The sequence below is a fragment of the Emticicia sp. genome, assembly GCF_043780375.1.
Taxonomy (GTDB): Bacteria; Bacteroidota; Bacteroidia; order Cytophagales; family Spirosomataceae; genus Emticicia.
The window spans coordinates 1-25585 of the sequence record NZ_JAYWCU010000061.1 but is presented as its reverse complement, the minus strand read 5'-3'; the positions used below and the strand labels follow the sequence as shown (position 1 = coordinate 25585).

Below are 25585 nucleotides of genomic sequence, written 5' to 3'. Positions count from 1 at the left end.
ACGAGACTGTTCCAAAAGAATAGTCTCGTTTTGTGTTCAAAACATTTGAAACTAATACTAATCATTTTGAGCAAAATGACTTTCTTCAATGATTTTTATGAGCAGAATAGTTCTGGCACTTCCAATGGCAATGGCGGTGGTAGGCGAGGTAAAAACGGTTTCGTAGATATTGAAAGCCATATTCAACTTTTCGCCAAATACTTTATAGTTCCCTGATTTGTCGCCTAAAACAATTTTTCCGTCACAGGCAGAATAAATATCATATTTATCGTTTGAAACTCTTCCCCAAATCAAGCCAGACTTTGGTATTTCTAATTTTTGATTATTGTGGTGAATACGCCCATTTTTTCCCATCCATCCACCCATCGCTACAAAATCTTTTTCGTTTTCAAACTGTATTTCATGAAAAATGCTATTGCCAATTTTTTGTTCATGTTTCCATTTTTCGCTGCCAAAACTATAAAGATGCGTTTTGTTGGGCGTGTACATAAGTGCGTAAACCTTTTTGTTGAAAGGATTATATTTTACACACCAGACCATTTTTAGGGCATTGTGATAAACTCGTTTCCAAGTGACTCCTTTGTCTACAGTTTTCAAAATAAAGCCAAAAGGAACAGTTTTCTCGGAATGGGCAATAGAAGATTTTCCACCACAGATAAATGCCGTTGAATCATTTACAACGGTCAAATTATAAAAACAGGCTTTTTCGTACCCTTTCAATTTGATGGTTTCCCAAGTTTTGCTAACCAAATTGTGTTTGTAAATAACCCCCTTATCAGCACTAATAATGAGATTATCTTTATCAAAATGGTCTAATTTATAAATATCAACATTTTCACTTGGGTAAGGAATATTAGAAAGATTTCCAACCGAATCAATTAGTTTCAGTGTGCCATATTTACCACCAATCCAAAATTTGTCTCCAACAGGTATAATGTCATAATAGGACGAATCCGAATAGGATGTGCCTTGTTGTAAAACTTGGATAGCTACTTTTTGGGAGTAAGAAACACCACAAGTTAGTAATACTAAAATTCCGAATGCTATTTTAGGTAAAAGTTTCAACAAAGGGTTGCTTCTAAAAGTGACGGCCCGCAGTTGCGGTTGAGTTGAACTATATCATTTTACAAAAATAGAAACTTGGCACCATTATACAAACTTTTTTGAATCATTTTACTAAATGGAAGTGGGAATGGAGAATTTAAAATAGCGAGGTGCGTAACTAACTATAATTGGATAGTTGTTTAAGAGGTTGTTTTTTGGAGTTTTATGACTTAATTTCTAAAGCCTCACACGCACGTCGAGCAGCTTCTTGCTCGGCTTTTTTCTTGTTCCAACCGCCACCTTTGCTTACAGCTTCGCCATTGACCGATACTTGGGCAACAAATTCTTTGTGGTGATGTTTGCCGTTTTCTTGCACAATTTCAAAGACAACTTTTTTGCCTTCTTGTTGAGACCAGCTAAGCAGGATGCTTTTGTAGTTAGTATTTGTTTGAATGACCGTGTCAAGGTCGAAGTAGTTAGCAATAAGTTTTTTGAGAATGAATTTTCGTGTGAAACGAAAACCTTTATCTAAATAAATTGCTCCAATAAGAGCCTCCATAGCATCGCCATACATAGATGTACGGTTATGTGCTATCCTTTGACCGTCAAATTCAATGAGTCGCTCTAAGCCAATTTTGCGAGCAAGAATATTTAATGATTCTCTATTAACGATTCGGGAACGAATTTCAGTAAGAAAACCTTCGTCTTTGAATGGGTATTTTTTGAATAAATATTCAGCGACAATCATTCCAAGTACTGAATCGCCAAGATACTCTAATCTTTCGTTAGATTCTCGAAAACCACCAATACTTGTTTCTTTCGACGCAGAAGTGTGCCTAAAAGCTAACTGGTAGAGCAATGGATTGCTCGGTTTTTCACCGATAATCTGCTCTACTGATTTTCTAAAACTGCGTTCCTTAGAATCAGATTTGAAAAACCCCCAAAAAGAATTATTAACTACCGACAACACGATTCGAAATTAAATTTTCTTGAAAATCAAGGTAGCATTATGACCGCCAAACCCAAAACAATTACTCAAAACTACATCTATTTTTCGAGCTTTCGCAACATTTGGTGTCAAATCTATTCGAGGGTCAATTCCTTCGTCAATATTAAAAAGATTAATTGTTGGCGGAACGAGTTGATGCTTAATAGCCATAATTGCGGCAACAGACTCAACTGCACCTGCTGCACCGAGCAAATGGCCAGTCATTGATTTGGTTGAACTGATACTCATTTTGTAAGTATGTTCCCCAAATAATCGTTCGATTGCCTTAATTTCTTGTGGGTCGCCCAAAGGGGTAGAAGTACCATGCGTATTGATATAATCAATGTCTTCGGGTTTCATGTTGGCATCATCGAGGGCATCTTCCATAGATAAAAACGCACCAAGACCTTCGGGATGTGGGGCTGTGATATGATAAGCATCTGACGAGAAACCACCACCTACAATCTCACAATAAATTTTTGCTCCACGAGCCACTGCGTGTTCGTATTCTTCTAAAATTAATGCTGCACCACCATCACCCAAAATAAATCCATCTCTGTCTCTATCATAAGGGCGAGAAGCCGTTGCTGGGTCATCGTTGCGTTCCGACATGGCACGTAAACCATTGAAACCACCGATTCCTGCTTGCGTAATGGCCGCTTCTGAGCCTCCCGAAACACAAAGAGTTATTCTGCCCAAACGAATGTAGTTGAAGGCATCAATAATAGCATTGTTGGTAGAAGCACAAGCCGAAACAGTAATGTAGTTTGGTCCTCGGAAACCATATTTAATAGAAATTTGCCCCGAAGCACTATCGGCAATCATTTTAGGAATAAAGAAAGGGTTAAACTTTGGTGTTCCATCACCACTAGCAAAATTAATCACTTCTTCTTCAAAAGTTTTTAATCCACCAATACCTGAACCCCAAATAACTCCTGCTTTATTTTTATTGATACTGTCTAAATCAAGTCCAGAATCTTTTATTGCCTCATCGGCAACAACCATGGCATACTGGGTGAATAAGTCCATTTTACGGGCATCCTGACGAGGAATAAACTGTGTAACGTCAAAGTTTTTTACTTCACAGGCGAATTTCGTACGAAATTTGCTGGCATCGAATTTGGTAATATTAGCTGCACCGCTTACGCCGTTTGACAGCCCATGCCAATATTCTTCTACTGTGTTTCCGATAGGCGTTAATGCCCCTAATCCTGTTACAACTACTCGTTTGAATGCCATAAAGTGTAATTTTGGTCAAAAGTAAATTTCTTAATTAAATATTTTGAATGTCGAGTTCGGAGTGGTGCAAAAACGAGTTTTTACAAAAACCTTAAAGGTTTTGTACTTTGTTCTTTGAACTTGGTACTCTGAACTCGACAAAAAAATACTTATTTAGAATTTTCTTCTAAGTAAGTGATAGCCTGACCTACGGTCTGGATATTTTCTGCTTGGTCATCTGGGATAGAGACATTAAATTCTTTTTCAAATTCCATTATCAATTCTACGGTATCTAATGAATCGGCTCCTAAATCATTTGTGAATGATGCTTCTGGAGTTACTTCTGACTCATCTACGCCGAGTTTCTCTACGATAATTTTCGTTACTTTTGTTGCAATTGCTGACATTTTGAACTGTAGTTTGGTGAAAAACGACTGCAAAGAAAACGCTTTTAAACGAAAACAACAAAATACAGGAAATTTTTTTGATGTCAGATTTGTTTCGACCTTTGCAATGTTTATTGCTTAATAGGTCATTAGCTTTGATTTTTAGCTAAAAAGGGCTTAAAAGTGCCGTTATTTGGCAAAAAAATAAATTGTTAAAACTTAAATAATAATTACAAAATCTTAAAAAACTGATAAAGTGCTGAAAATCAATCGTTTAAAAAATCAAAATTCTGGCAATTTCGTCCTCATTGCGGGACCTTGCGTAGTTGAAGGACGAGATATGGCCTTGGAAATTGCTGAAAAAGTAAAAGCTATTACCGACCGCTTGCAGATTCCGTATATTTTTAAAGCATCGTATCGAAAAGCCAATCGTACTAAATTAGATTCTTTTACGGGCATTGGCAATGAACTGGCTCTGAATATTCTGAAAGAAGTTGGCGATACTTTCGACTTACCAACTGTTACTGATATTCACGAATCTGAGGAAGCAGCATTAGCAGCAAAATATGTGGATGTTTTGCAAATCCCAGCTTTTTTATGTCGCCAAACCGAACTTTTGGTAGCAGCCGCTCAAACAGGGAAAGCTGTGAATGTAAAAAAAGGGCAATTTATGCACGGTTCGGGAATGGGTTTTGCAGTTGAGAAAGTAAAAGCAATAAACCCTGATGCTCAAGTAATGCTGACCGATAGAGGAAATTCGTTTGGCTACTCCGATATTGTGGTAGATTATAGAAATATAATCGAAATGAAGGCATTTGATGTGCCAATTATCATGGATTGTACACATTCGTTACAACAACCTAATCAATCATCGGGCGTAACAGGTGGAAAACCTGCTTTAATCGAAACTATTGCCAAAGCAGCAATTGCTGTTGGTGCTGATGGAATTTTTATCGAAACGCATCCAAATCCATCAGTTGCCAAATCTGATGGAGCAAATATGTTGGCTTTAGATAAATTGGAAGAGCTTTTAGAAAAATTGCTTAGAATTCGGCAAGCTATTTCTTAGTTATCAGTGGGCAGTTATCAATATTTTTTTCAAATTATATTCATTACTGACTGCCAATTGTCTACTGAAGACTGAAAACTGCCCACTACTCCTTGCCATTTAATAACAAATTAAGTCGGTATTTCGTTTTTTCAAAAAAGCTATTTACCTTTGGTTAATTTACTACCAACAATGACTCCCAATCAACTAACAGTTTTTGTACAAATGGCAAAAAGAAAAGACGTTCAGGAAGAACCTGAACAACAAATAAATATCGAATTATCGGAAGAAATGGCAGAAGGTGTTTACGCAAATCTGGCAATGATTGCACATTCAAACACCGAATTTGTCATAGATTTTATCCGATTAATGCCGGGGGTATCAAAGGCAAAAGTAAAATCTCGTGTGATTTTAACGCCCGAACATGCTCAACGTTTGTTGATAGCGTTACAAGATAATATTTCTAAATACGAAGATAATTTTGGTGCGATTCGTCAAACAGGCGAACCAATGCCATTTCCAATGAATTTTGGCGGGCCAATGGGCGAAGCATAATTTTGAAAATTTACGATTTACGATTTCATATTTTTTAAAAAGAGAAGTGCATTTTTTTAAACTTTGTAAATTTTATTTTTATAGATTATGACATCGTAAATCGTTAAATTCTTTCCAGTTCCACAAAATCAAAATTATATTCATTTTTCTCATCTTTAATGTGCGAAATTCTTGAAGTTTCTTTCCAATTTTTCTCATTCAATTTCGGAAAAAAAGCATCTCCTTCGAGGGTTGCTTTTACTTCGGTTAAGTAAATTTTGTCAGTAATATCTAAGGCTTGTCTATACACATTTCCGCCACCAATAATAAAGATTTCATCATTTCCTTCGCTATTTTTGGCAATTTCAATAGCTTTTTCTAAAGAATCTGTCTGTAATATTCCCGAAGGAAAATCAAAATTTGTTTGTCGAGAAATGACAATATTAGTTCTATTGGGCAAAGATTTTCCGATAGATGCAAAGGTTTTTCTGCCCATAATAATGGAATGACCCGTAGTTAAAATTCTGAATTGCTTCAAATCTGCCGAAAGTCGCCAAAGTAATTGATTGTCTTTTCCTATCACGCCATTTTCGGCAGTTGCTACTATTATTGAAATCATGAAAGCGGCATTTATTTATTCACAAATTTACACCTTTTTATTGCTTTTTATGCCCTTCAAATAGCCAAAAAGCCCTTTTACGCTTTTATTTTTTCAAAATCAAAATATTTTTCTCAATTTAGAGTTAATATGGCATTGTGGTTGCACAGTGATAAGCAAACACTAAACAACCTCAACCACTATGAAGATTCGTAATAACCGAGAATACACAATTGCTTACGAAAAAGCAGCTATAATGATAGATGCTGGTTTTGGAGGGAATTTTGAGCGTGAAAAATGTTTTCGTGAAATAATCAGTGCGATTATGGAATATGAAAAAGAACCGCAATGCTCACGTTTCAGCCCCCAAATCGTAGGTACGAGTGCTTAAAACGAGCATATAACCCATGTCCTTTTTTGACCAAGTAAAAAAAATGTTTAGTTCAAAACCAGCGAGCGTTCTGCAATCATCGTCAAATGATGAAGCATTGGTTTTGACAGATGCAAACACACCGACTTTCAATGAATTAAGTGTCGTTTCGCCAACCGAAGTTGTTCATTTTTCGCACGAAATGGACAATATTCCATTTTGGCTCGAAAATGAAGATACCTTGCGTGATGAAGGTGTTATTTTTGGTCTTTCGGAATCGAAAGCTGAGGAGAAAATAGGGGCAATTCGTAATTATTTCGCTCATCAAACAGCCGAATTAGAAAAAGAGGTTGAATATAATTCGGAGAAAATAGGTGAATTGAATCTTTTTATCGAACAAAAAGAAACTCGCATCAACGACCTTACCGAAAAATCTCGAACACTCGAAAATCGTGAACGCTCTGAACATCAACTTCCCCGAACTTTCATCGGAATCGTCCTTTCATTGGCGATGTGTATAGGCAATTATTTTCTAATTGATGAGTCTATTCTGACTAATTTTCCACAAAATCACTATGTCATTGCTTTAGGAATTTTCTTGGCAGGGATGTTCAATTTGTTTAACCCAAAATCTCTTTTTCACGAAAAAGGTTCTTCGATTTCATGGCGACAATTGCTCGAAGAAGTAGGAATGCCCTTGGCAGCTTCGGTTTTTGTATTTGTGCAAGTTGTTGATAATCAGTCACTTATGCGTTCGTTTGCTTTGTTTTTCTTTGTGTTTTTCTTATTTCTTTTTGCAGGAAAGTTGCTTTTGAGTAACCTAACGGTGTTAAAAATAGATTCGGGTTTGTGGTTTGATAATCTGCGTTTGGAAAAAGATAAGGTAAATAAAACCCAAACTTGGGAAGATGAAATTGCAAAACTCAAACTTGAAATTGATGAGCAGAGAATTGAGAAATGGAAGATTGTTGATACCTTAAAATCGCCAGAAGCCGAACTCAAACGCCTCAACGAAAGACGTGAAATGCTCGTAAAATTGTTTGAAAGTGAGTTTAATTTGGCAAGAGGTTACCGTGAAAAATTGACAGGTAAACAGATAAGAGAGATTTTGAAATAATGCTTAAACCAATAATAGAAGAACAAAATTTTCACGGAATAACGTTTACGCCTGATAGTTTTGTTAAAGGCGAATATGAGAGTTGTAATTTTACAAACTGTGTTTTCTCAGAAATTGATTTGTCAAACGTTGTTTTTGTAGAATGTCAGTTTGATAATTGTAATTTGAGCTTGGTAAAAGTTCGGAATACATCAATGAAAACTTTGAAGTTTAAAAATTGTAAACTTTTGGGATTGAATTTTGGTGAATGCAACCATTTCTTGTTTTCAGTAAGTTTTGAAGATTGTTTTCTGAATTTAGCTACTTTCTACAAACTTAAAATGAAGGCAACAAATTTTAAAAACTGTAAACTACAAGAAGCTGATTTTACGGAAACTGATTTGACAAGTACTACTTTTGAGAATTGTGATTTGGCAGGAGCGATATTTGAACATACAATTTTAGAAAAAACCGATTTCAGGACATCATATTATTTTTCAATCGACCCAGAACTCAATCGAATAAAAAAAGCAAAATTCTCTTTGACGAGCATCAAAGGACTTTTAGATAAATATAATATTGAAATAGAGTAGAACTATGGAAAATCCAGAAAATTATTATAATTCCGACTTTCAACATGGTTATTTAATCGGCGTTGAAAACATCAGAAAAGATAAAGACAAAGAAGAAGACCCTTACGAAGGCTATTTGTCGAGCCATGTCTCTTATGAGTGGTATCATGAGCGAATTGGCGAAAAACAAACGGAAGTTACTAAATTAGACAATCAAATTGCTGAAACTAAAGAGAGGCAAAAAACGTCTTTCGACAAACTGCAAGAGCATGTGATGGGTGTAAGCACGCAATCACGCAAGGCAAACTTTGTGCAGCAACAAATTGACGATAATTTGGCAAATATCAAACGATTAGAGGGGAAACGTAATCGTAATGATTCTCCCTATTCTTTATTGGCTGGTATTTTATATTTGTTTGCTGGTATTGCTTTTGTTACTGGCGATTTGATTATTTCGCACGAAATTGTCGCGTATGCCCTTAATATCAGAGATAATTACGAAGCTTGGGCATTTGCGGTTGGTTTGGCTATGCTTTCAGTTTTATTGAAACCTGCCTATGACCGCTTAGTTGAGCAACCTTATTTGACCGATTATTCGCCTAAAACCAAAAAAACCTACGCTATTTTTCAAGGCTTTTTGTTAGTTTTCTCGGTGGCCACGATGTTTATTTTGGGTTGGTTTCGCTACGAAGCTTACAAAACTGATAGATTAAAAGAGAGTATCAATAAGCAGATAAAATCAATGCAGATTAATAGCCAGTCTATTGACCCAAATGCCGTACAAGCAACTGATAATCAAGCGATTATTCAGAAAATGGACGAGCAACTGAAGGCTTATGACAAGCTAAATGTTGATTTGGTAAATAGTCCGTGGGCGTTGATGTCGTTTGTTTTGAGTGGAGTTTTATTTGCTATTGCAGGAGCGATTTGCTTGGGTATTTCATTTCCGATTCTACAAGCATATTGGCACAATTGGCTACAAGCTGGACCAGCCATGAGGCGAACTAAAAAGAAGAATTTGAAACTAATCGAAGAACTAAAATTGGCTGAGGGCGAAGTTGCTCAGGAGATTGTTCAGAAAAGTATTTTAGAAAACGATTTGGCTTTATTGCCAAATTTAGAAGAATTGAAGGCTGAAAAGAAACAAGTTTTGGCAGAACTTGCAGATTTGCTTGATCGCCTACGTATTGCCGACCAAGACCGCCGCATCTATACCTTTGATGATGGTTTGGAAAAAGGAAAAGCTAACCGTGATGATATGACCGATGACGAATATGAAGAATTTAGAAGTACGTCGGTAAGACAAATGCGTAATGCACAAGATACAAAAACTGATGCTGGCCCAAAGGTTTATCGCAACAATGGGCTGCGTCCGCACCAAGCACTTCGCAAGGTAATTACTGAGCAATTTAATCAAAATTAAGAATTTATAAGTAATCGATAATAAACGATTTAAGTTTTCCCTCAAAGTTTTTTTATAAACTTTGAGGGATTTTTTTTATAATAATTTCCCCGATAAAAATAACGCTGAAATTGTAAAATAGATAACGAGTCCAGTTACATCTACCAAAGTAGCTACAAAAGGAGCAGAGGCAGTGGCTGGGTCGAGCCCTGCCCTACGTAAAACGAATGGAATGAGCGAGCCAGAGAGAGTTCCCCAAAGTACAATAAATACAAGTGAAACCGAAACACTTAATGCGATCCAAAACCAATATTGTCCGTAATCGTAAATGCCCGTTTCTTGCCAAATGAATATTCTCAAAAAGCCAATTACACCTAAAATTGTTCCTAATGAAAGCCCAGAGAAAAGCTCTTTTCGCATTACATACCACCAATCTTTTAATTTTAATTCACCCAAAGCCATTGCTCTAATGATCAAAGAAGCAGCTTGCGAACCCGAATTTCCACCACTGGAAATAATTAGAGGGACAAATAATGCTAAAACAACTGCTTTTTCTATTTCGCCCTCAAAATAACCCATTGCCGATGCGGTAAGCATTTCTCCCAAAAATAATATAATCAACCATCCTGCTCGTTTTTTTACCAATTCAAAAAGAGTTGTTTTTGTATAAGATAAATCTAAACCTTCTGTTCCACCAAATTTCTGAATATCCTCAGTATCTCTTTCTTTGATTTTTTCTAAAACATCATCAAAAGTTACGATACCAACCAAAGTTCCGTTTTCAGATATAATTGGCATGGCTGCTCTATCGTATTTTTCAAAAATCTCCAAACCCTCGTCAGTATTTATTGTAGTTTTAATAGCTACATAATCATAATCCATTAAATCCGAAATCAAGGTTATTCGCTCTGCCATGAGCAACTGACCAATTTTTAAATCATCAATTAGCTTATTATTTTCGTCAATAACATATACAAAGTTGAGCGTTTCGGCTTTTTTACCATACTTTTTTATATGTTCAAGCACTTTCTCAACTGTCCAATTTGGCTTTGCTTGAATATAATGTGGTGTCATTAGCCTTGCCATGCTGTTAGGTTTATAGCCTAATAAATTTAGTGCTTCTTCTCTTTCTTCTTTATTCAAAAGATTGATAGTTTCTTTAATCAAATGGTCGGGAAAGTCAACAAATATGGCTGTTCTGTCGTCTGGGGCAAGGTTATTTAATAGCTCGCTGGTTTCTTTATTTCCTAAATTTTTGAGTAGTTCTATCTGAATATCATTATCAAAATAAGGAAATACTTTTGTTTTATCATCGCCTGAAAGTTTTAAAAAAGCTAAGTTTCTTTCTTTTTTTGAGAGTTTTATAATATTCTCTGCAATGTCGGCGGGGTGTGTAGCTATAATATCTGTCATTTTTGCTAATTTAAGTTTAAACCAAAAGCTAAACCAAACCAAGGTTTGCTTTCATAAATCCATGTTTTTTTATTTGAGTCTAATAAGTTATCTAAACCAAATGTCAAACCGATGGTAAAAGCATCAATTCCAATAATAGCCGCCAAACCTTTTGTAAAAATAACACCATCATACTCACTGCTTATGAGGTTATTGGTTACAGAAGGGTTTATGGCTGTTGCTCCTAAGCCAGCAAAAGCTCCAAAAGAAAAGCCGTAATGTGTAGTATATCTGCTAAAAGTGAAAGGGTTCTTTTTGTATCTGATATGGTAAAAATCGTTTCGATAACCAACATATACTGCACCATTAAGATTTGTATTAAGCTGATTGGGAAATCCTTGTGTTTGAGGGCGATATTTCAATAGAATTGTTAGAAAATCAATATCTAAACTTGGCTGCCGAAAGACAAGTGAGGAATAGGGATTCGTTTGGTTTTTCAGGAATATTTCGGGCTTTTTTGACGTATCAACAGCAATAGATTTTCTGTCTTTTAATGTTTCATAAATTTTCAAAGTGTCTTCTGCATTTTGAACATATATTTTTCCTACTTTATTATCCGATAGCTTTAACTTTGTAGCATAATACCCATCTGAAAGTTGAAATTTTGAGGCTTTGTTAAGTACGCCACAACTCGAAAGTGTGATTGAAATAAAAAAGGATATTTGACAGGATATTTTTCTCATACCTTAGGGTTTTACTTTGGGCAAAACTAATCTATTTTTTTGAAAGAATGAAGTACTTTGTATTATCAAAACAGACTTGTTTAATTAAAAAAGCCATCATAAGTAGCTGATAATAAGCGATTTAAGTTAAATTTTAACTTAAATCGCTTATTTTTTTATATCATTCTATCAAATAATTGTATTTTATCAAGATTTTTTGCACTTTTCGATGATTTTCTTGCAAAAGCTGCATTTTTATTAAGAAATTTGTATCGTAAACAAACGCAAATACATTATGTCAAGCAAAAACATTGATTTTCTTATTCCTGCTGAGGTAGCCGCTGGTGCAACTTCAGGCATACTTTTAGGCGAATTTAATAACTGGGATTCAAACAAAGGAGTAACTTTAAAGCAACAAAAAGATGGCTCATTGAAAGCATCACTTAGCTTACAATCGGGTTCGTACGAATATCGCTATTTGTTGAACGACGGACGTTGGGTGAATGACACTCACGCCTCAAAATATAACTATAACACCGAGTTTGCAATCGAAAATTGTGTAATTGAAGTAGTAGCAGAAGTAGCTCCTGAAGCAACTGCACCTATAGATGTTAAAGCAAAAACTACTGTTGAACCAGTAACTGAAAAAACAAAAGCTCCAGCAAAAATCACGAAAGAAAAAGCAGTAGCTGAGCCAAAAGTTGAAACCAAAGTAACTAAAGCTGCAAAAGCTAAAAAAGCATAATTTCTTTCAGAATTTTGCTTAAAAATATTAAATAAAAGGTCTCTCGAATTTATTTGAGTGACCTTTTATTTTGTTAATTTGTTTAGTAAATGTTAAGAAATCAAAACAAAAGTATTTGGCAGAATGTTAACTCAACATCTACTATTTATAATTCTCATTAAAGTCATGGCACAGGCAAAACTTGAAATCATCGAAGCTCTTCGTCGTACAGCAAAAAAAATAGAAGCTGGCAATCAATATATGTGGGGACACATGGGAAGTTGCAATTGTGGAAATCTTGCTCAAGAAATAACAAAGCGTACTAAAGCTGAAATTCACGCCTTTGCTATGCAAAGACACGGCGACTGGAATGAACAGCTAAATGACTATTGCGAAACAAGCGTGATGCCCATAGATTTAATAATTTTTGAGTTACTTACTTCGGGTTTTAGCTTGGAAGACCTCCAAAACTTAGAAAAATTATCAGATAAGAAGATTTTAATGCGTCTACCTATCGAAAATCGCTATCTTCGCCACAATGTTAGAGCCGATGTGGTCGTTTATCTAACAGAGTGGGCAAATATGCTCGAAGAACAACTCTTAGACAGCATAAAACTGCCTGATTTTTTACAGGAAAAAGCGTTAGAATATGCGTAAAAATACTTTAGTTATCATTTTGATTATCAGTTCATTAACGGTTTTTGCTCAGGAACAAATTCCAACATCGGGTGATACCGACAAACCAACACAAGTTTATTTTGAAAAACCAAGACCCGAATGGAAAGATAAACTTCGCTACGGCGGAAACTTTTGGCTGGGTTTTTTTGGTGCTTTTTATATTGATGCCTCACCTATGATTGGCTATGAACTCAATGAAAAGGGAACTGTTGCTGGGGTAGGTGGTACTTTTATTTTTCAAGGTTCATTCAACAGAAATAGTGCTAATAATACCAATAATTTTGTTTATGGACCTAAAGTTTTTGTAAGACAACAACTTTTCAAAAGGTTTTTTGCACATGCCGAATATGAGTTTATCAATGCTCGTGCCGACCAATTTTATTCATACATTGATACTTCGACTGACCCATCAAGAAAATATTGGGGAAGCTCACCACTCATTGGTGCAGGCTTTTATCAAGGTGGCGATGGCCGACGGGGTAGTTTTATTTCGGTGATGTATAATTTAGGCTTTCCAAACAGTGGTTTTATTAGTCCGCAGAGTTTACTTGGAAGTCAGACTCCGATTACGCTTCGTTATGGGTTTCTCTTTTAAAAATACCTCACCCCAGCCCTCTCCGAAGGAGAGGGAGCTAATTAAAATTTGTTGAAAATATCTACTAAATACTCATTTCCTCTCATTTCTTCTATATTTTTGACAGTTGTACCCTTACTTTTTAGTTCGGTGCTTACCGCTATTATTATTAATCACGAAAATCAAATTGCTTTATTCAATTGGCAAAATTGGCTTTTGATTACGCTCATTTGCTGTCTTACTTCTACTTTTGCATTTACGCCTCCTACGCTTTTGGCTTTGATTTTTGGCTATTTTCTTGGCTGGAATGCTCTTATTCCACTTTTTACTTTAAATATGGCAGCTATCTTTCTAATAAATATGATCACTATGATGCTTGATGGAGAAAGATTCAAAAGCTATTTGTCTGATAATAAGAAAGTTAGTGCTATTTTAGAAAATATTCGCCGGGAGGAATTAAAAGTTATTTTCTTTACTAAACTTTCACCAGTTTTACCTTTTGCTTTGACCAATTTTGTATTTGCATTGTCAGGAGCAAAGTTGAGAAATATTCTTTTGGGAGGTTTTCTCGGAATGATTCCTCGTACAGCTTTAGCAGTTTGGACGGGTTCGCAAGCAAAAGAAATCAAACGCTTGTTAGAAAATCCGAATGAAGGAAATTTGCAGAAAGTTTTAATAATTTTATTAATAATTTTCTCAGTTGCAGGACTGTTGTACTTTGTTTTGCCCAAAAAGAAGAAAAATCAAGAGAGCTAATAAATATAATCCTAAAACATCATAAAAAAAACCTTACAGGATGAAAACGGTGCGACGACTCGCATCCTGCAAGGTTCTATATAGCAATCTATTCAAATCAAAATGCTTTCGCAATATTTGTAAATTCTCTTGATTTCAACGAAGCTCCACCAACTAAGCCCCCATCAACATCTGGACAGGCGAACAATTCTTGAGCATTTGCTCCATTTACGCTTCCGCCATAAAGGATTGAGATTTCGTCAGCTACTTCTTGACCGTATTTTGTTGCCAAATGGTCTCTCAAAACCTTGTGCATTTCTTGTGCTTGGTCGTTTGAAGCCGTTACGCCCGTGCCGATTGCCCAAATTGGCTCATAAGCAATTACCGTTTTTTGCAAATCTTCAGCCGAAAGGTGAAAAAGACTATTAGTGATTTGTCCACGAACGAAATCGAAATGAATGCCTTCGTTGCGTTGTTCTAAAGTTTCACCACAACAGAAAATAGGTATTAAACCACCTTCCAAAGTTGCATCAACTTTTTCGGCCAAAAACGCATCCGATTCGTTGAAATACTGACGGCGTTCGCTGTGTCCGATAACCACGTGACCAACACCTACTGACTTCAACATCGGAATTGAAACTTCACCTGTATATGCACCAGAGGCTTTTGGATAGCAGTTTTGAGCTCCTAATGATATTTTATCGGTATCAATTAATTTTCCGAATGTGCTTAAATAAGGGAAAGGTACACAAAGTACAACCACTACATTAGGGTTTACAACTTCATCTTTTACCATATTTACAACTTCTGAAAGTAGGATTAAACCTTCTTCAAAAGTTTTGTTCATTTTCCAGTTACCAGCGGCGATTTTTTTTCTCATTTTTCTTAGAATCTTTGGTTAATTTTTTAGTCAATAGTCGATCGTCAATTGGTGACTGTTATCAGAGCAAATCTGTGTATAATCGACAATTGACGGTAGACTACTTTGCCTCAAAGATACAAGTTTTTATTCAAAATTTAAAACCACATTTCCATTGCAACATCGGCACGTTGATAAGGCGATTTGAAATTTTCTATACGAGTGAAACCTAATTTTGCATAAAGTGTAAGTGCAGGCGTTAGACTTGAATTTGTTTCTAAATAAAGCTTTTTTGCTCCTAATTCTTTGGCTTTTTTTATGGCAGCTTCTCCAATTAAATAACCAATGCCAAACCCACGAGCCAACTCACTTACACCCATTTTGCAAAGCTCGTAAGCATCATTGCCCATTGGTTTTAACGCCGAAGTACCCAAATATTCATCTCCTCGTTGAGCTAATAAAACAGCTCCGCCAGTTGCCAGAAAGTATTTTTCAGGATTTTCGAGTGAATCTAAATCGCCTTTTTCTACTTTAAAATATTTATTAATCCACTCGTAATTTATTTGCTTGAAAGCCAGTTTTTGAGCTTCATTTTGCGGATCGAGGTTGATGATTTCTATTTTTGACATATTTTAAAATGAAAAAGTGTTTATAATCCTGAAGCCACATCTCGAATCGTATCCAACAAATACTCAATCGAGGATTGTTGTTTGCGATGATTAATAATACAGGCTCGTAGCACAAACTCATTGTTTAGTTTTGTGCCTGTAATAAAAACTCTCCCATCAGCTTCGAGGGCAGGAATTAGCTTTTGATTGATTGCTACAATTTCTTCTTTTGTGCTACAATTGCCAACATAACTAAAGCATGCAACCGCTAAATCTGAACTTGATTTTAACTCAAAATCAGTCGATTCGCTTACTAATTTTATCAAATAATGTGTTAAATCAATGTCTTTTTGAATCATTTCACGGATTCGGTTAAAACCATAAGCCTTTACCGACATCCAAACTTTAAATGCTTTGGCGTTGCGTGATAATTGAAAATAATGCTCATTAAACTCCAAACGAGTATCAGGATTTGCTTGTAATTCAGTAGCCAAATAATCAGCTTCTTTAAAATAAGTTTCTCGCATTTTGCCCCAATCTTGAACCAACACACAACCAATCTCAAAAGGTTGATAAAGCCATTTATGAAAATCAAGAGCTATTGAATCGGCTTTTTCTAATCCCGCATATTTGTGTTTCAATGAAGGCAACGAAGATGCTAAACCACCATAAGCACCATCAACATGAAACCACATTTCATATTTTTTAGCTATTTGCGATAAAGTAGACAAGTCATCGATTGCTCCCGTATTTACAGTTCCAGCATTGCCAACGATACAAAAAGGCATAAAACCGTTCTCCAAATCGTCTTGAATTTGTGTTTCTAAAGCACTTGTATCAATCGTTAAATCTGCATTTGTATCAATTCTGCGGAGTTGATTTGTGCCGATTCCCAATAAAGCGATGCTTTTATCCGTACAATTATGGGTTTCATTCGAGCAGTAAACGGTAAATGGCTTCATGCCGAAAAGTCCATTTCGTTTAATATCCAATTTCTTGAAAAAAACATTTCGAGCAACAGTCAAGCCTGCCAAATTAGCCTCCGAACCCCCGCTCACCATCGCACCGCCAGCATTTGGCGTATAATCAATCATTTCGGCAGTCCATTTTATTACTCGTTTTTCGATTTCTGCCATGGCAGGAGCTAAATGCCATTTTGTGTTATTTTGATTAATAGTTGATAATAAAAGTTCGGCAATAGTTGACATTTGATTACCACCCGACATTACATAAGCGTACATATTCAGCCCTAAATTGCCCGTAGCACTATCCAAAACCTTCGTTTTAGCTTCCTGCAATAAAGTCAAACTATCTTTTCCTTCAAGGGGAAGAGGCTCGTTAAACCAACTTTCCACTTCTTCTTGCGAATTTACATTAAATCCTTTTTGAGAAGCTAGGTTGCTGTATTGGTCAAGAATCATTGACGATGTTTTTTCGAGAATCTTCTGAAACTCTTCTTGGGGATAATCTAAAGTATTATTCATTTTTGTTAGAATTATTGCTCTGTTTTCGATTTTTGAAATTCATCCATTCGTTGGGCATAAGATTTTGAAGCATAAACATGTTCCATTTCTTCTAATGCTCTCAACAAATTGGTTGTTTGATTATTAATAAGTTGTTCATTTAAAGCTCGAATATCTGCCCAGATGGCTTGTAATTGTGGTAAAAAATCTCGCCCTTTTTTGGTCAGTTGCAAAAAACGTTTTCGGGCATCTTTTTTTGATTTTTTTGAGGAAATCCACCCTCTTTTTTCCAATTGTTTTGCCAACTGAATAACCGCAGGATGCGAAACATTTAGCCTTTCGGCAATATCCATGATACCCAATTCAACTTCTTCTTTTGAGAGCAAATAAAATAATGGAAAACACTTTGGCTCGAAGTCGATGTTATTGCTGCGATACACTTCCGCACCGCCACGCATGATAGCATCGCTCATGCGTTTGAGTCGGCTTCCCATTGCCAATGCCCCTAATTCTGATATAACATCTTGCATTATGTAATTAATTACGTAATTGATTACGCAAATAAAAATAGAATTTTTTTGTATTACAAGTTTTCAACTTGCTCTTTTATTTGGTCACAATTTGCTAAATTGAGCTATACCGCAAGATTCGGTTTGATTGAAAGAGAAAAACGTGGCATTTTTGTTAAAAATTAACAAAAAATGCTTGAAAATATAGATTTTACAACACACTTGGCAAATCTTGATCAAAATGGTTATGCCGTTTTACCTAAAATAATTTCTGATGAAAAGTGCGACCAATTAGCGGAATATTACGAAAATGCTGTTGCTTATCGAAGTGTAATTAATATGAAACGCTACCAGTTTGGTAGTGGTGAATACAAATATTTTAATTATCCATTGCCCAATATTGTGGAGGAATTGCGTCATATTTTATACCTACATTTGGCAAAAATAGCTAATGATTGGATGCTGAAATTGGGTATTGAAAAAACTTTCCCTCAGCAATTAGATGAGTTATTAGAAATCTGCCACCAAAATGGTCAAAATCGTCCAACGCCTTTGATTTTGAAATATGAAACTGGTGATTGGAATGCTTTGCATCAGGATTTATACGGTGAAATCTTTTTCCCTTTTCAAGTAATTGTTTTCTTGACTCAACCAAATTTTGATTATACGGGTGGAGAATTTGTAATGCTCGAAAATCGCCCTCGAATGCAGTCGAAAGGTATAGTTTTACAACCAAATAAAGGCGAAGCAGTAATTTTTACGACTAATTTTAGACCGACTTTAGGCGGTCGAGGCTATTATCGAACTTCGATGCGGCACGGTGTGAGTGAAATCAGAAGTGGCAAAAGAATTAATCTTGGTATCATTTTTCATGATGCGAAATGATACCAAGATACCAGATTATTTTTTTCTTAAAGCGTTGAAACCCCACATTATTAAACTTATCAATGTTATTGTCAAGGTTATTCCGAAAAACCCCCATTTCAATAGTCCTGAATTTGAAGCAAATTTCGCCCAAAAATCAACTTTTTCGGGAAAAGCTTTTAGCATTTGAATAATTCCAAAATTTTCGAGCATATCAAATACCATCCCAATAAGCGGGAGTAAATTTAATAAGGGGTACTTAGTAAAACCATTCTTTTTGAATAAAAAACTCAAAAGCAAAATTGATGATGTTGTATAGGCAATTGGATAAAGAATATCAATGAATGATTCGACAAAAAGATAAACTTCACGCCCTTTTTCACCATAGCTTTCGATGATATTATAACCATTTTCGGGAGTAAAGCCGAAACTTAAATCCATCAGACCACGATTTAATTCGGGGTCGAATTGCTTTTGAAAATATGGCAAAATGAGTCCTGAAAAAATAAATTGTAAAGCTAAAAAACCTAAAACAAGATAACCATTAGTTCGATTGTAAAAGAAATTGGAAAGTTTTTTCACGGGTTTGGTTGGTTATTTGCAGGTAAATGTTGTTACAAAACTATGATCTTCGTTCAAAAATATCACTTTTTTTTCGGTGTCAGCAGTAGTTACTCGAACTGCATATCGCTTATTTGCTTTCAATATTGGCATATTATTTCCATAAATTAATGTAGTTGAGTGAATATTTTTTTGTTGATACATCGGAATAGTTACTGACTCAATGTAAGCATTGGGATTTACTTCTTCATCGGGTAGTTCCACCAATTTAAAATCAAAATTTGCTTGATATAAATATGCCACATTTGAATGGATTTGATGTTGCCGCTCAGATTATGCAACACCATAAAAATGTAAAAGTCATTATACTGACGATGTATAACGACCGAAAATTTGTAGAAGATTGCCAAAAAATGGGCGTACAAGGTTATATTTTGAAAAATTCGGGCGTTGATGAAGTAATTATGGCAATTGAGGCAGTGGTTGACAACAAAAAATACTACGACCCTAAACTCACTAAAAAGACTACGACTAATCAGCATACTGATGATTTTTCATGAAACAATTTCAGCTAACCAAGCGTGAAATCGAAATCATCGGACTCATCGGACAAAGCTATACCAATGAAGAGGTTGCCGATAAGTTATTTTTGAGTATTGCCACTGTAAAAACTCACCGCAATAATATTAATCTCAAACTCGGTATCAATAAACCAGCCGATTTGGTTAAATTTGCCCTTGAAAATGGGCTGGCTTAATTTTATTTTGCAAAACTTATTTCCTTCTAAAATCAACCTTGTTATAAAAATGAAAATAGTTTTTTTGGATGCGTACACCCTAAATCCACTCAATGATTTAGATTTATCAATATTACATACACTTGGTGATATAACCATCTACGACCGCACACCATTAGACCAAATTATTGAGCGAACCAAAGATGCAGATATTGTTTTAACCAATAAATGCCCACTCAATGCTTTGACTATCAGTAAATTGCCAAATTTGAAATATATTGGAGTAGTTGCCACAGGTTATAATATTATTGATATTGATGCTACCAAGTCGCATGGTATAACAGTTGCCAATGTTCGTGGATATAGTTCGGCTTCGGTGGCTCAATTAGTTTTTTCTTTGATATTAGGTTTTACAAATCGAGTTGCAGAACATGCCCATAATATTGAAAATACTTGGACTTCTTCACCCGATTTTTGTTTTTATCATTCTCCTTTGGTCGAATTAGAAGGTAAAAATTTGGGCATCGTTGGCTTAGGCGATATTGGCAAAAAAGTAGCAAATATTGGTTTAGGTTTTGGCATGAAAATATTGGCTACCAAACGAAATACTGGAACTGGCGGCATGGAAGGAGTTGAGATTTGTAACCAAGAAAAACTGTTTCAAGAAAGTGATTTTATAACTCTTCACTGCCCATTAACTGCTGATAATCAGGAGTTTATCAATCAACAAAGTTTGGCTTTGATAAAGCATTCTGCAATTCTTATTAATACCTCTCGTGGAGGATTAATCAACGAAAATGATTTAGCTACTGCTCTCAACGAAGGAAAAATTGCAGGGGCGGGTTTAGATGTACTTTCAGCCGAACCACCCACTAAAGACAACCCACTTTTGACTGCCAAAAATGTCATTATCACGCCTCACATTGCTTGGGCAGGCGTAAATGCTCGCAAGGAATTATTAAAAGGAGTAGTTGAAAATATTATTGCTTTTCAACAAGGATATCCCCCAAAAGGTATGATTTGATATTTTTCAGGAAATTTTTGCAACTTTTTGCTACCGTTCTTTGTCTAAAGTATTATACTTATATCAACATTCTTTATGAAAAAACTTTATTTTACAACTATAGGAGCAATCCTGTGGGCAATAAACGTACTTTCTGCACAAGACAACAAAACTCAAGAAGATGATAAATACAGTATTCACATTAAAAAATCGAAAACACCTATAAAATTAGATGGGTTACTCGATGATGATGCTTGGAAAACTGCCGACCTTGCCAAAGATTTCTTCTTAAGCCGACCTTATGATTCTTCCTTTGCTACTTTGCAAACAGAAGTAAAAATCCTATTTGATGACAATTTTATTTATGTTGGAGCTATTTGTTACGAACCTCGCAGTTTATATACCGTTGCTTCGCTAAAACGAGATTTTGATGGGGGTACGAGCGATGTGTTTACAGTAAATTTAGATACTTTTAAAGACCGACTCAATGGGTTTCAGTTTGCCATCAATCCTTATGGTGTTCAGCGTGAGGGTCTGATTTTTAATGGCGAAGAATCTTCCAATTATTGGGATAATAAATGGTATTCCCAAGTAAAAACTTATGAAGACCGTTGGGTTGTCGAAATGGCAATTCCTTTCAAAACGATTCGTTATAAAGTTACTGATGGACAAAATACTTGGCGAGCCAATTTTGGTCGAAATGTCTTACAAAAAAACGAAATATCTACTTGGCGACCTGTTCCTCGTAATTTAAGACCTTCAAATTTGGCTTTTGCAGGAAATATCATTTGGGACGAAAATCCACCAAAACCGGGTGCAAATGTTTCGCTCATTCCTTTTGTTTCATTGGCAACACAGAAAGATTTTCCAAGAAATGATGAAAATTTAAAAGCTCTTCCAACAACTTCCGAGTTTCCGAAAGGAATAGGAATGGATGCCAAAATTGCAGTTACGCCTTCATTAAATTTAGATTTAACGGTAAATCCTGATTTCTCACAAGTAGAAGTTGATAAACAAGTGACGAATCTAAGCCGTTTTGAGTTGTTTTTTCCTGAAAGAAGGCAATTTTTCCTTGAAAATAATGACCTTTTTGGCACTTTTGGCTTTCCTGATACTCGTCCATTTTTCTCACGTCGAATTGGTATTACTCGAAATCCAAACACAGGACTTAACCAGCAAGTACCGATTTTGGCAGGGGCAAGACTCAGCGGAAAACTCAATGACGATTGGCGAATCGGGCTAATGAATATGCAGACCCGCAGAGTGAGTTATGGAAACGATAAATACCTGCCTGCGGCAAATTATTCGGTGGCTGTTGTGCAGCGAAAATTACTAAATCGCTCAACTTTAGGTGGGATTTTTGTGAATAAAGAAAATAACTTTGGCAATCTTACTGCCGACCAAACCAAAAACTATCGCCAATATAATCGAGTAGGGGGTTTAGAATTTAATTTTTATTCAAAAGACAGCCGTTTTGAGTCAGAAACATATTACCATCAATCTATTTCGCCAGATGGAAAAAAAGATGCAGGAAGTGCTGCCCATTTTATGGGCTACCACCATCCACATTTGAATATAAATTTGGGGGTGCAACGCATCGGGGAAAATTTCCGTGCTGATGTGGGCTTTGTGCCACGAAGAGGTATTTGGCAAATTTACCGCCCAGCTCAAATAATTTTGAATCCTAAGTCCAAACAAGTAGGAAAATATATTAATAACTATGGAATAGGAACTGAAGGTAGCGATGTGTTTAGTTTAAAAGGTGAGCGACTTGATAGTGAAACCAGCCTTTTCTTTTTCTTAAATAGCCCAACTGGTGCAGAAGCATTTGTGGCTTATAGTTGGAGTTTTACTCACCTATTTTATTCTTTCGATCCTACCAATGCGAGCGATAATCCTAATCCAGATTCATTTAAAAATGTTGTAGAACTACCAATTGGAGATTACCATTCAAAGTTTTTTACTATGAGCTATACCAGTAGCCGCCGAAATAATCTCAACGGGTCTTTTGAAGTAAATAAAGGTAAATATTTTAACGGAAACGCTACTTTTCTACAAGGAAGTATAGGTTATCGTTATCAGCCTTATGGCGTATTTTCGGTCGATTGTAATTATACCAAAATTGATATGCCAAAGCCTTATAATAGTGTAGAATATTGGCTAATCGGACCTCGTGCCGAGCTATCGTTTTCGAAAAGTGTATTTTTTAGTACATTTTTTCAGTACAATACCCAAACCAATAATGTAAATATCAATTCTCGTTTGCAGTGGCGTTTTCGACCTGTTTCTGATGTGTTTTTGGTTTATACAGATAATTATTTTGCCGAAAATATCCCCAATTATTACATCAATGCTTGGACTCCAAAAAACAGAGCTTTGATTTTGAAAATGACTTATTGGTTGAATATTTAGTTAATTTAGTATTGAAAATGTAGTATCGAAAATATCTGTTTTCAACATAAAAAGCTAATTGCTAACAACTAATTGCCAATCACTTCATAATTATTTCAAAAAATAATTGCATTATTCTCATTAACAATTTGATAATCAACTGAATTGTCAAATTTTGACAAGGTTTTCTCATTTATATTTCATAATTTTGCGGTTTATTTTAGATAAAGTGTTGTTGGTCTTTGTTTATCCGTCGTGCATAGGGTAAATGTTGATGCACAACGAATTAACAATTACATTTAATGAACAATATCAGAAACATTGCCATCATTGCCCACGTTGACCATGGTAAAACTACATTGGTTGATAAAATCATTCATGCTTCCAAATTATTTAGAGATAACCAAGAATTTGGCGACCTCATTCTTGACAATAACGACCTTGAGCGTGAACGTGGAATTACCATCACTTCAAAAAACGTATCGGTTCGTTACAATGGCGTAAAAATCAACATTATTGATACTCCAGGTCACTCCGACTTTGGTGGAGAAGTAGAGCGAGTTTTGAAATTAGCCGATGGCGTAATTTTATTAGTAGATGCCTTTGAAGGACCAATGCCACAAACACGTTTTGTGTTGAGCAAAGCCCTTGCTTTAGGTTTGAAACCAATCGTTGTTGTAAATAAAGTTGATAAAGAGAACTGTCGTCCTGACGAAGTTCATGAGCAAGTTTTCGACTTGATGTTTAACCTTGATGCAACTGAAGACCAATTAGACTTCCCTTGCCTTTATGGTTCATCAAAACAAGGTTGGATGAGTACAGATTGGCAAAAACCAACAACTGATATTGTTGCTTTGTTAGATGCTATCATTGAATATATTCCAGCATCTCCAGTAGTTGACGGAACAGCTCAAATGCAAATCACATCATTAGATTATTCATCTTTTGTTGGTCGTATCGCTATCGGTCGTGTGGCAAGAGGAGTTTTGAAAGAGGGTATGCAAGTTGCACTTTGTAAAGCTGATGGTTCAATAAAAAGAAATAAAATTAAAGAACTACAGGTATTTGAAGGTTTAGGTAAAGTAAAAGTTACTGAAGTTGGTTCAGGAGAAATTTGTGCTGTAACAGGTATTGAAGATTTTGAAATTGGTGATACTATTGCTGACATCGAAAATCCAGAGGCCTTGCCACGTATTTCGATTGATGAACCAACGATGAATATGTTGTTTACGATTAATAACTCTCCTTTCTTTGGAAAAGAAGGTAAATTCGTAACATCTCGTCACTTACGTGACCGTTTGATGAAAGAAATTGAAAAAAATCTGGCTTTAAGAGTAGAATCTGGCGACACTGAAGATAAATTCTTAGTATTTGGTCGTGGAATTCTTCACTTGTCAATTCTTATCGAAACGATGCGTCGTGAAGGTTATGAAATACAAGTTGGACAACCACAAGTATTATACAAAGAAGATGAAAATGGTCGTCGTTTGGAGCCTGTTGAGATATTGGTTGTAGATGTTCCTGAAGAAACTGCTGGAAAAGTAATCGAGTTGGTTACGCAACGCAAAGGAGAGTTGTTGATAATGGAGCCAAAAGGCGATTTACAACACCTTGAATTCAATGTTCCTTCACGTGGTTTGATTGGCTTGCGTTCAAATGTATTGACTGCAACTTATGGTGAGGCAATAATGAATCACCGTTTTAAGGCATATGAGCCTTTCAAAGGCCCAATTCCAGGACGTGTAAACGGTTCGTTGATTGCCAGTGGAAATGGCCCAGCAACCCCTTATTCGATTGATAAATTGCAAGACAGAGGCGTATTCTTTATTGACCCGAACGAAGATATTTATGCAGGTATGGTAATTGGCGAGCATAATCGTCAAAACGATATTGTGGTAAATGTTCAAACGGCAAAACAGTTGACGAATATGCGTGCATCTGGTACCGATAATAACGTGAAGATTGCTCCGAAAGTCAATTTCTCGTTGGAAGATGCCATGGAATATATTCAAAAAGACGAATATTTGGAAATCACTCCAAAATCTATTCGTATGCGTAAAATTTACCTTGACGAAAACGAGCGTAAACGTGCAGAAAGCAAAAATGCTTTTGCAGGAGCTTAATTTTTGAAAATATAATAAAAGCCTTGATAGTCGAAAGATTATCAAGGCTTTTTTTGTGTAAATTAGATTTGTTACATTTGTATAAAACTCAAAATTACTATGGTAGAAGTAGCAAATACACAAGAAACTTTAACCCAATTGATACATTCTTTGGGTTATTCGAGCGTGATTGACTTTGCACGGGAGCAAGCCAAAGGGATTCTGCAACAAAAGATATCCTATTACAAAAGTCGTATTGATTTTTTTGAACAAAAATACGGAATGACTTTCGATACTTTCTGCCAAAACTTTGTCTTGTCCTGAAATAGGTTTACACAAATTTATGTAAACAAATGGCAAGAACCAAGACAAACAAGGGGTCGGGTTACAACCGACACAAGTTACATT

Annotated in this window: 30 protein-coding genes; 17 read left to right on the top strand and 13 right to left on the bottom strand. The window is 35.7% G+C overall.

Annotated features, from left to right (window positions below; all coding sequences use genetic code 11):
• Positions 1-57 precede the first annotated feature (57 nt).
• The 4 genes from ACH2CJ_RS04350 to ACH2CJ_RS04335 all read right to left on the bottom strand — a co-directional run bounded on the left by ACH2CJ_RS04350 (position 58) and on the right by ACH2CJ_RS04335 (position 3657).
• Positions 58-1065, bottom strand: a complete 1008-nt coding sequence (locus tag ACH2CJ_RS04350) for a WD40/YVTN/BNR-like repeat-containing protein (protein WP_394990999.1) — start codon at positions 1063-1065, stop codon at positions 58-60.
• Positions 1066-1267: 202 nt separating this feature from the next.
• On the bottom strand, positions 1268-2014 hold the full coding sequence (gene rnc, locus ACH2CJ_RS04345) for a ribonuclease III (RefSeq protein ID WP_394990998.1): 747 nt from the start codon (positions 2012-2014) through the stop codon (positions 1268-1270).
• Between the two features lie 9 nt (positions 2015-2023).
• Entirely contained in the window at positions 2024-3271 is a 1248-nt protein-coding gene (fabF, locus tag ACH2CJ_RS04340) for a beta-ketoacyl-ACP synthase II (RefSeq protein ID WP_394990997.1), read from the bottom strand.
• 149 nt (positions 3272-3420) lie between these two features.
• Positions 3421-3657: an acyl carrier protein gene (locus ACH2CJ_RS04335; protein WP_394990996.1), complete on the bottom strand. Its 237-nt coding sequence runs from the start codon at positions 3655-3657 to the stop codon at positions 3421-3423.
• Positions 3658-3895: 238 nt separating this feature from the next.
• Here ACH2CJ_RS04335 and kdsA point away from each other — a divergent pair, with 238 nt between their 5' ends.
• Both kdsA and ACH2CJ_RS04325 read left to right on the top strand, forming a co-directional pair.
• Positions 3896-4705: a 3-deoxy-8-phosphooctulonate synthase gene (gene kdsA, locus ACH2CJ_RS04330; protein ID WP_394991014.1), complete on the top strand. Its 810-nt coding sequence runs from the start codon at positions 3896-3898 to the stop codon at positions 4703-4705.
• A 204-nt stretch (positions 4706-4909) separates the two neighbouring features.
• Positions 4910-5239, top strand: coding sequence for a DUF3467 domain-containing protein (locus ACH2CJ_RS04325; protein ID WP_394991013.1), 330 nt, complete (start codon positions 4910-4912; stop codon positions 5237-5239).
• A gap of 103 nt (positions 5240-5342) precedes the next feature.
• On the opposite strand, the gene ACH2CJ_RS04320 is transcribed toward ACH2CJ_RS04325, so the two are convergent.
• The gene (locus ACH2CJ_RS04320; RefSeq protein ID WP_394990995.1) at positions 5343-5837 is read right to left on the bottom strand and encodes a dihydrofolate reductase; all 495 of its coding nucleotides are present in this window, start codon (positions 5835-5837) and stop codon (positions 5343-5345) included.
• Between the two features lie 181 nt (positions 5838-6018).
• Here ACH2CJ_RS04320 and ACH2CJ_RS04315 point away from each other — a divergent pair, with 181 nt between their 5' ends.
• The 4 genes from ACH2CJ_RS04315 to ACH2CJ_RS04300 are packed head-to-tail and all read left to right on the top strand — an operon-like array spanning position 6019 to position 9277.
• Positions 6019-6207, top strand: coding sequence for a hypothetical protein (locus tag ACH2CJ_RS04315; protein ID WP_394990994.1), 189 nt, complete (start codon positions 6019-6021; stop codon positions 6205-6207).
• A gap of 16 nt (positions 6208-6223) precedes the next feature.
• Positions 6224-7303, top strand: a complete 1080-nt coding sequence (locus tag ACH2CJ_RS04310; RefSeq protein WP_394990993.1) for a hypothetical protein — start codon at positions 6224-6226, stop codon at positions 7301-7303.
• Positions 7303-7875 (top strand): pentapeptide repeat-containing protein, encoded by a 573-nt coding sequence (locus ACH2CJ_RS04305; protein ID WP_394990992.1) that lies wholly within the window; start codon positions 7303-7305, stop codon positions 7873-7875. Before ACH2CJ_RS04310 ends, ACH2CJ_RS04305 begins: the two co-directional genes overlap by 1 nt.
• Positions 7876-7879: 4 nt before the next feature.
• Positions 7880-9277: a hypothetical protein gene (locus ACH2CJ_RS04300; protein ID WP_394990991.1), complete on the top strand. Its 1398-nt coding sequence runs from the start codon at positions 7880-7882 to the stop codon at positions 9275-9277.
• A gap of 75 nt (positions 9278-9352) precedes the next feature.
• On the opposite strand, the gene mgtE is transcribed toward ACH2CJ_RS04300, so the two are convergent.
• Both mgtE and ACH2CJ_RS04290 read right to left on the bottom strand, forming a co-directional pair.
• Positions 9353-10669: a magnesium transporter gene (mgtE, locus tag ACH2CJ_RS04295; RefSeq protein WP_394990990.1), complete on the bottom strand. Its 1317-nt coding sequence runs from the start codon at positions 10667-10669 to the stop codon at positions 9353-9355.
• A gap of 5 nt (positions 10670-10674) precedes the next feature.
• Positions 10675-11391, bottom strand: coding sequence for a hypothetical protein (locus tag ACH2CJ_RS04290; protein ID WP_394990989.1), 717 nt, complete (start codon positions 11389-11391; stop codon positions 10675-10677).
• A gap of 274 nt (positions 11392-11665) precedes the next feature.
• Here ACH2CJ_RS04290 and ACH2CJ_RS04285 point away from each other — a divergent pair, with 274 nt between their 5' ends.
• From ACH2CJ_RS04285 to ACH2CJ_RS04270, 4 genes are all read left to right on the top strand, one after another.
• Positions 11666-12115: an isoamylase early set domain-containing protein gene (locus tag ACH2CJ_RS04285; protein WP_394990988.1), complete on the top strand. Its 450-nt coding sequence runs from the start codon at positions 11666-11668 to the stop codon at positions 12113-12115.
• A gap of 165 nt (positions 12116-12280) precedes the next feature.
• Entirely contained in the window at positions 12281-12751 is a 471-nt protein-coding gene (locus ACH2CJ_RS04280) for a hypothetical protein (protein WP_394990987.1), read from the top strand.
• Entirely contained in the window at positions 12744-13367 is a 624-nt protein-coding gene (locus ACH2CJ_RS04275; protein ID WP_394990986.1) for a hypothetical protein, read from the top strand. The genes ACH2CJ_RS04280 and ACH2CJ_RS04275 overlap by 8 nt, the downstream gene beginning before the upstream one ends.
• A 99-nt stretch (positions 13368-13466) precedes the next feature.
• Positions 13467-14102: a TVP38/TMEM64 family protein gene (locus ACH2CJ_RS04270; RefSeq protein WP_394990985.1), complete on the top strand. Its 636-nt coding sequence runs from the start codon at positions 13467-13469 to the stop codon at positions 14100-14102.
• A 97-nt stretch (positions 14103-14199) separates the two neighbouring features.
• Here ACH2CJ_RS04270 and tpiA read toward each other — a convergent pair whose 3' ends face one another.
• From tpiA to ACH2CJ_RS04250, 4 genes are all read right to left on the bottom strand, one after another.
• Positions 14200-14961 carry a triose-phosphate isomerase gene (gene tpiA, locus ACH2CJ_RS04265; RefSeq protein ID WP_394990984.1) on the bottom strand — a complete coding sequence of 254 codons (762 nt, stop codon included), beginning with the start codon at positions 14959-14961 and terminating at the stop codon, positions 14200-14202.
• 137 nt (positions 14962-15098) lie between these two features.
• Entirely contained in the window at positions 15099-15569 is a 471-nt protein-coding gene (locus ACH2CJ_RS04260; RefSeq protein ID WP_394990983.1) for a GNAT family N-acetyltransferase, read from the bottom strand.
• Between the two features lie 20 nt (positions 15570-15589).
• Entirely contained in the window at positions 15590-17032 is a 1443-nt protein-coding gene (locus tag ACH2CJ_RS04255) for a pyridoxal phosphate-dependent decarboxylase family protein (RefSeq protein ID WP_394990982.1), read from the bottom strand.
• An 11-nt stretch (positions 17033-17043) separates the two neighbouring features.
• On the bottom strand, positions 17044-17541 hold the full coding sequence (locus tag ACH2CJ_RS04250; protein WP_394990981.1) for a MarR family winged helix-turn-helix transcriptional regulator: 498 nt from the start codon (positions 17539-17541) through the stop codon (positions 17044-17046).
• Between the two features lie 171 nt (positions 17542-17712).
• On the opposite strand from ACH2CJ_RS04250, the gene ACH2CJ_RS04245 reads away from it, so the two are divergent.
• A complete protein-coding gene (locus ACH2CJ_RS04245; RefSeq protein ID WP_394990980.1) occupies positions 17713-18405 on the top strand; it encodes a 2OG-Fe(II) oxygenase in 693 nt (230 codons plus the stop codon).
• A 15-nt stretch (positions 18406-18420) separates the two neighbouring features.
• Here ACH2CJ_RS04245 and ACH2CJ_RS04240 read toward each other — a convergent pair whose 3' ends face one another.
• Positions 18421-18966 (bottom strand): hypothetical protein, encoded by a 546-nt coding sequence (locus ACH2CJ_RS04240; RefSeq protein ID WP_394990979.1) that lies wholly within the window; start codon positions 18964-18966, stop codon positions 18421-18423.
• 12 nt (positions 18967-18978) lie between these two features.
• Entirely contained in the window at positions 18979-19248 is a 270-nt protein-coding gene (locus ACH2CJ_RS04235) for a hypothetical protein (protein WP_394990978.1), read from the bottom strand.
• On the opposite strand from ACH2CJ_RS04235, the gene ACH2CJ_RS04230 reads away from it, so the two are divergent.
• The 6 genes from ACH2CJ_RS04230 (at position 19242) to ACH2CJ_RS04205 (ending at position 25501) form a co-directional block, all read left to right on the top strand.
• Positions 19242-19505: a response regulator transcription factor gene (locus ACH2CJ_RS04230; RefSeq protein ID WP_394990977.1), complete on the top strand. Its 264-nt coding sequence runs from the start codon at positions 19242-19244 to the stop codon at positions 19503-19505. The genes ACH2CJ_RS04235 and ACH2CJ_RS04230 overlap by 7 nt on opposite strands.
• Positions 19502-19702, top strand: a complete 201-nt coding sequence (locus ACH2CJ_RS04225; protein ID WP_394990976.1) for a response regulator transcription factor — start codon at positions 19502-19504, stop codon at positions 19700-19702. Before ACH2CJ_RS04230 ends, ACH2CJ_RS04225 begins: the two co-directional genes overlap by 4 nt.
• Before the next feature lie 49 nt (positions 19703-19751).
• Positions 19752-20705, top strand: a complete 954-nt coding sequence (locus ACH2CJ_RS04220; RefSeq protein ID WP_394990975.1) for a D-2-hydroxyacid dehydrogenase — start codon at positions 19752-19754, stop codon at positions 20703-20705.
• Positions 20706-20780: 75 nt separating this feature from the next.
• The gene (locus tag ACH2CJ_RS04215; protein ID WP_394990974.1) at positions 20781-23096 is read left to right on the top strand and encodes a DUF5916 domain-containing protein; all 2316 of its coding nucleotides are present in this window, start codon (positions 20781-20783) and stop codon (positions 23094-23096) included.
• 281 nt (positions 23097-23377) lie between these two features.
• Positions 23378-25198 carry a translational GTPase TypA gene (typA, locus tag ACH2CJ_RS04210; protein WP_394990973.1) on the top strand — a complete coding sequence of 607 codons (1821 nt, stop codon included), beginning with the start codon at positions 23378-23380 and terminating at the stop codon, positions 25196-25198.
• A gap of 99 nt (positions 25199-25297) precedes the next feature.
• A complete protein-coding gene (locus ACH2CJ_RS04205; protein WP_394990972.1) occupies positions 25298-25501 on the top strand; it encodes a hypothetical protein in 204 nt (67 codons plus the stop codon).
• Positions 25502-25585: the final 84 nt, after the last annotated feature.

Excerpts from the sequence above, each read along its gene's own strand:
- fabF (WP_394990997.1), bottom strand. The coding sequence starts at position 3,271 with ATGGCATTCAAACGAGTAGTTGTAACAGGATTAGGGGCATTAACGCCT.
- ACH2CJ_RS04335 (WP_394990996.1), bottom strand. The coding sequence starts at position 3,657 with ATGTCAGCAATTGCAACAAAAGTAACGAAAATTATCGTAGAGAAACTC.
- ACH2CJ_RS04325 (WP_394991013.1), top strand. The coding sequence starts at position 4,910 with ATGGCAAAAAGAAAAGACGTTCAGGAAGAACCTGAACAACAAATAAAT.
- ACH2CJ_RS04320 (WP_394990995.1), bottom strand. The coding sequence starts at position 5,837 with ATGATTTCAATAATAGTAGCAACTGCCGAAAATGGCGTGATAGGAAAA.
- ACH2CJ_RS04315 (WP_394990994.1), top strand. The coding sequence starts at position 6,019 with ATGAAGATTCGTAATAACCGAGAATACACAATTGCTTACGAAAAAGCA.
- ACH2CJ_RS04310 (WP_394990993.1), top strand. The coding sequence starts at position 6,224 with ATGTCCTTTTTTGACCAAGTAAAAAAAATGTTTAGTTCAAAACCAGCG.
- ACH2CJ_RS04305 (WP_394990992.1), top strand. The coding sequence starts at position 7,303 with ATGCTTAAACCAATAATAGAAGAACAAAATTTTCACGGAATAACGTTT.
- ACH2CJ_RS04300 (WP_394990991.1), top strand. The coding sequence starts at position 7,880 with ATGGAAAATCCAGAAAATTATTATAATTCCGACTTTCAACATGGTTAT.
- mgtE (WP_394990990.1), bottom strand. The coding sequence starts at position 10,669 with ATGACAGATATTATAGCTACACACCCCGCCGACATTGCAGAGAATATT.
- ACH2CJ_RS04290 (WP_394990989.1), bottom strand. The coding sequence starts at position 11,391 with ATGAGAAAAATATCCTGTCAAATATCCTTTTTTATTTCAATCACACTT.
- ACH2CJ_RS04285 (WP_394990988.1), top strand. The coding sequence starts at position 11,666 with ATGTCAAGCAAAAACATTGATTTTCTTATTCCTGCTGAGGTAGCCGCT.
- ACH2CJ_RS04280 (WP_394990987.1), top strand. The coding sequence starts at position 12,281 with ATGGCACAGGCAAAACTTGAAATCATCGAAGCTCTTCGTCGTACAGCA.
- ACH2CJ_RS04275 (WP_394990986.1), top strand. The coding sequence starts at position 12,744 with ATGCGTAAAAATACTTTAGTTATCATTTTGATTATCAGTTCATTAACG.
- tpiA (WP_394990984.1), bottom strand. The coding sequence starts at position 14,961 with ATGAGAAAAAAAATCGCCGCTGGTAACTGGAAAATGAACAAAACTTTT.
- ACH2CJ_RS04260 (WP_394990983.1), bottom strand. The coding sequence starts at position 15,569 with ATGTCAAAAATAGAAATCATCAACCTCGATCCGCAAAATGAAGCTCAA.
- ACH2CJ_RS04255 (WP_394990982.1), bottom strand. The coding sequence starts at position 17,032 with ATGAATAATACTTTAGATTATCCCCAAGAAGAGTTTCAGAAGATTCTC.
- ACH2CJ_RS04250 (WP_394990981.1), bottom strand. The coding sequence starts at position 17,541 with ATGCAAGATGTTATATCAGAATTAGGGGCATTGGCAATGGGAAGCCGA.
- ACH2CJ_RS04245 (WP_394990980.1), top strand. The coding sequence starts at position 17,713 with ATGCTTGAAAATATAGATTTTACAACACACTTGGCAAATCTTGATCAA.
- ACH2CJ_RS04230 (WP_394990977.1), top strand. The coding sequence starts at position 19,242 with ATGCCACATTTGAATGGATTTGATGTTGCCGCTCAGATTATGCAACAC.
- ACH2CJ_RS04225 (WP_394990976.1), top strand. The coding sequence starts at position 19,502 with ATGAAACAATTTCAGCTAACCAAGCGTGAAATCGAAATCATCGGACTC.
- ACH2CJ_RS04220 (WP_394990975.1), top strand. The coding sequence starts at position 19,752 with ATGAAAATAGTTTTTTTGGATGCGTACACCCTAAATCCACTCAATGAT.
- ACH2CJ_RS04215 (WP_394990974.1), top strand. The coding sequence starts at position 20,781 with ATGAAAAAACTTTATTTTACAACTATAGGAGCAATCCTGTGGGCAATA.
- typA (WP_394990973.1), top strand. The coding sequence starts at position 23,378 with ATGAACAATATCAGAAACATTGCCATCATTGCCCACGTTGACCATGGT.
- ACH2CJ_RS04205 (WP_394990972.1), top strand. The coding sequence starts at position 25,298 with ATGGTAGAAGTAGCAAATACACAAGAAACTTTAACCCAATTGATACAT.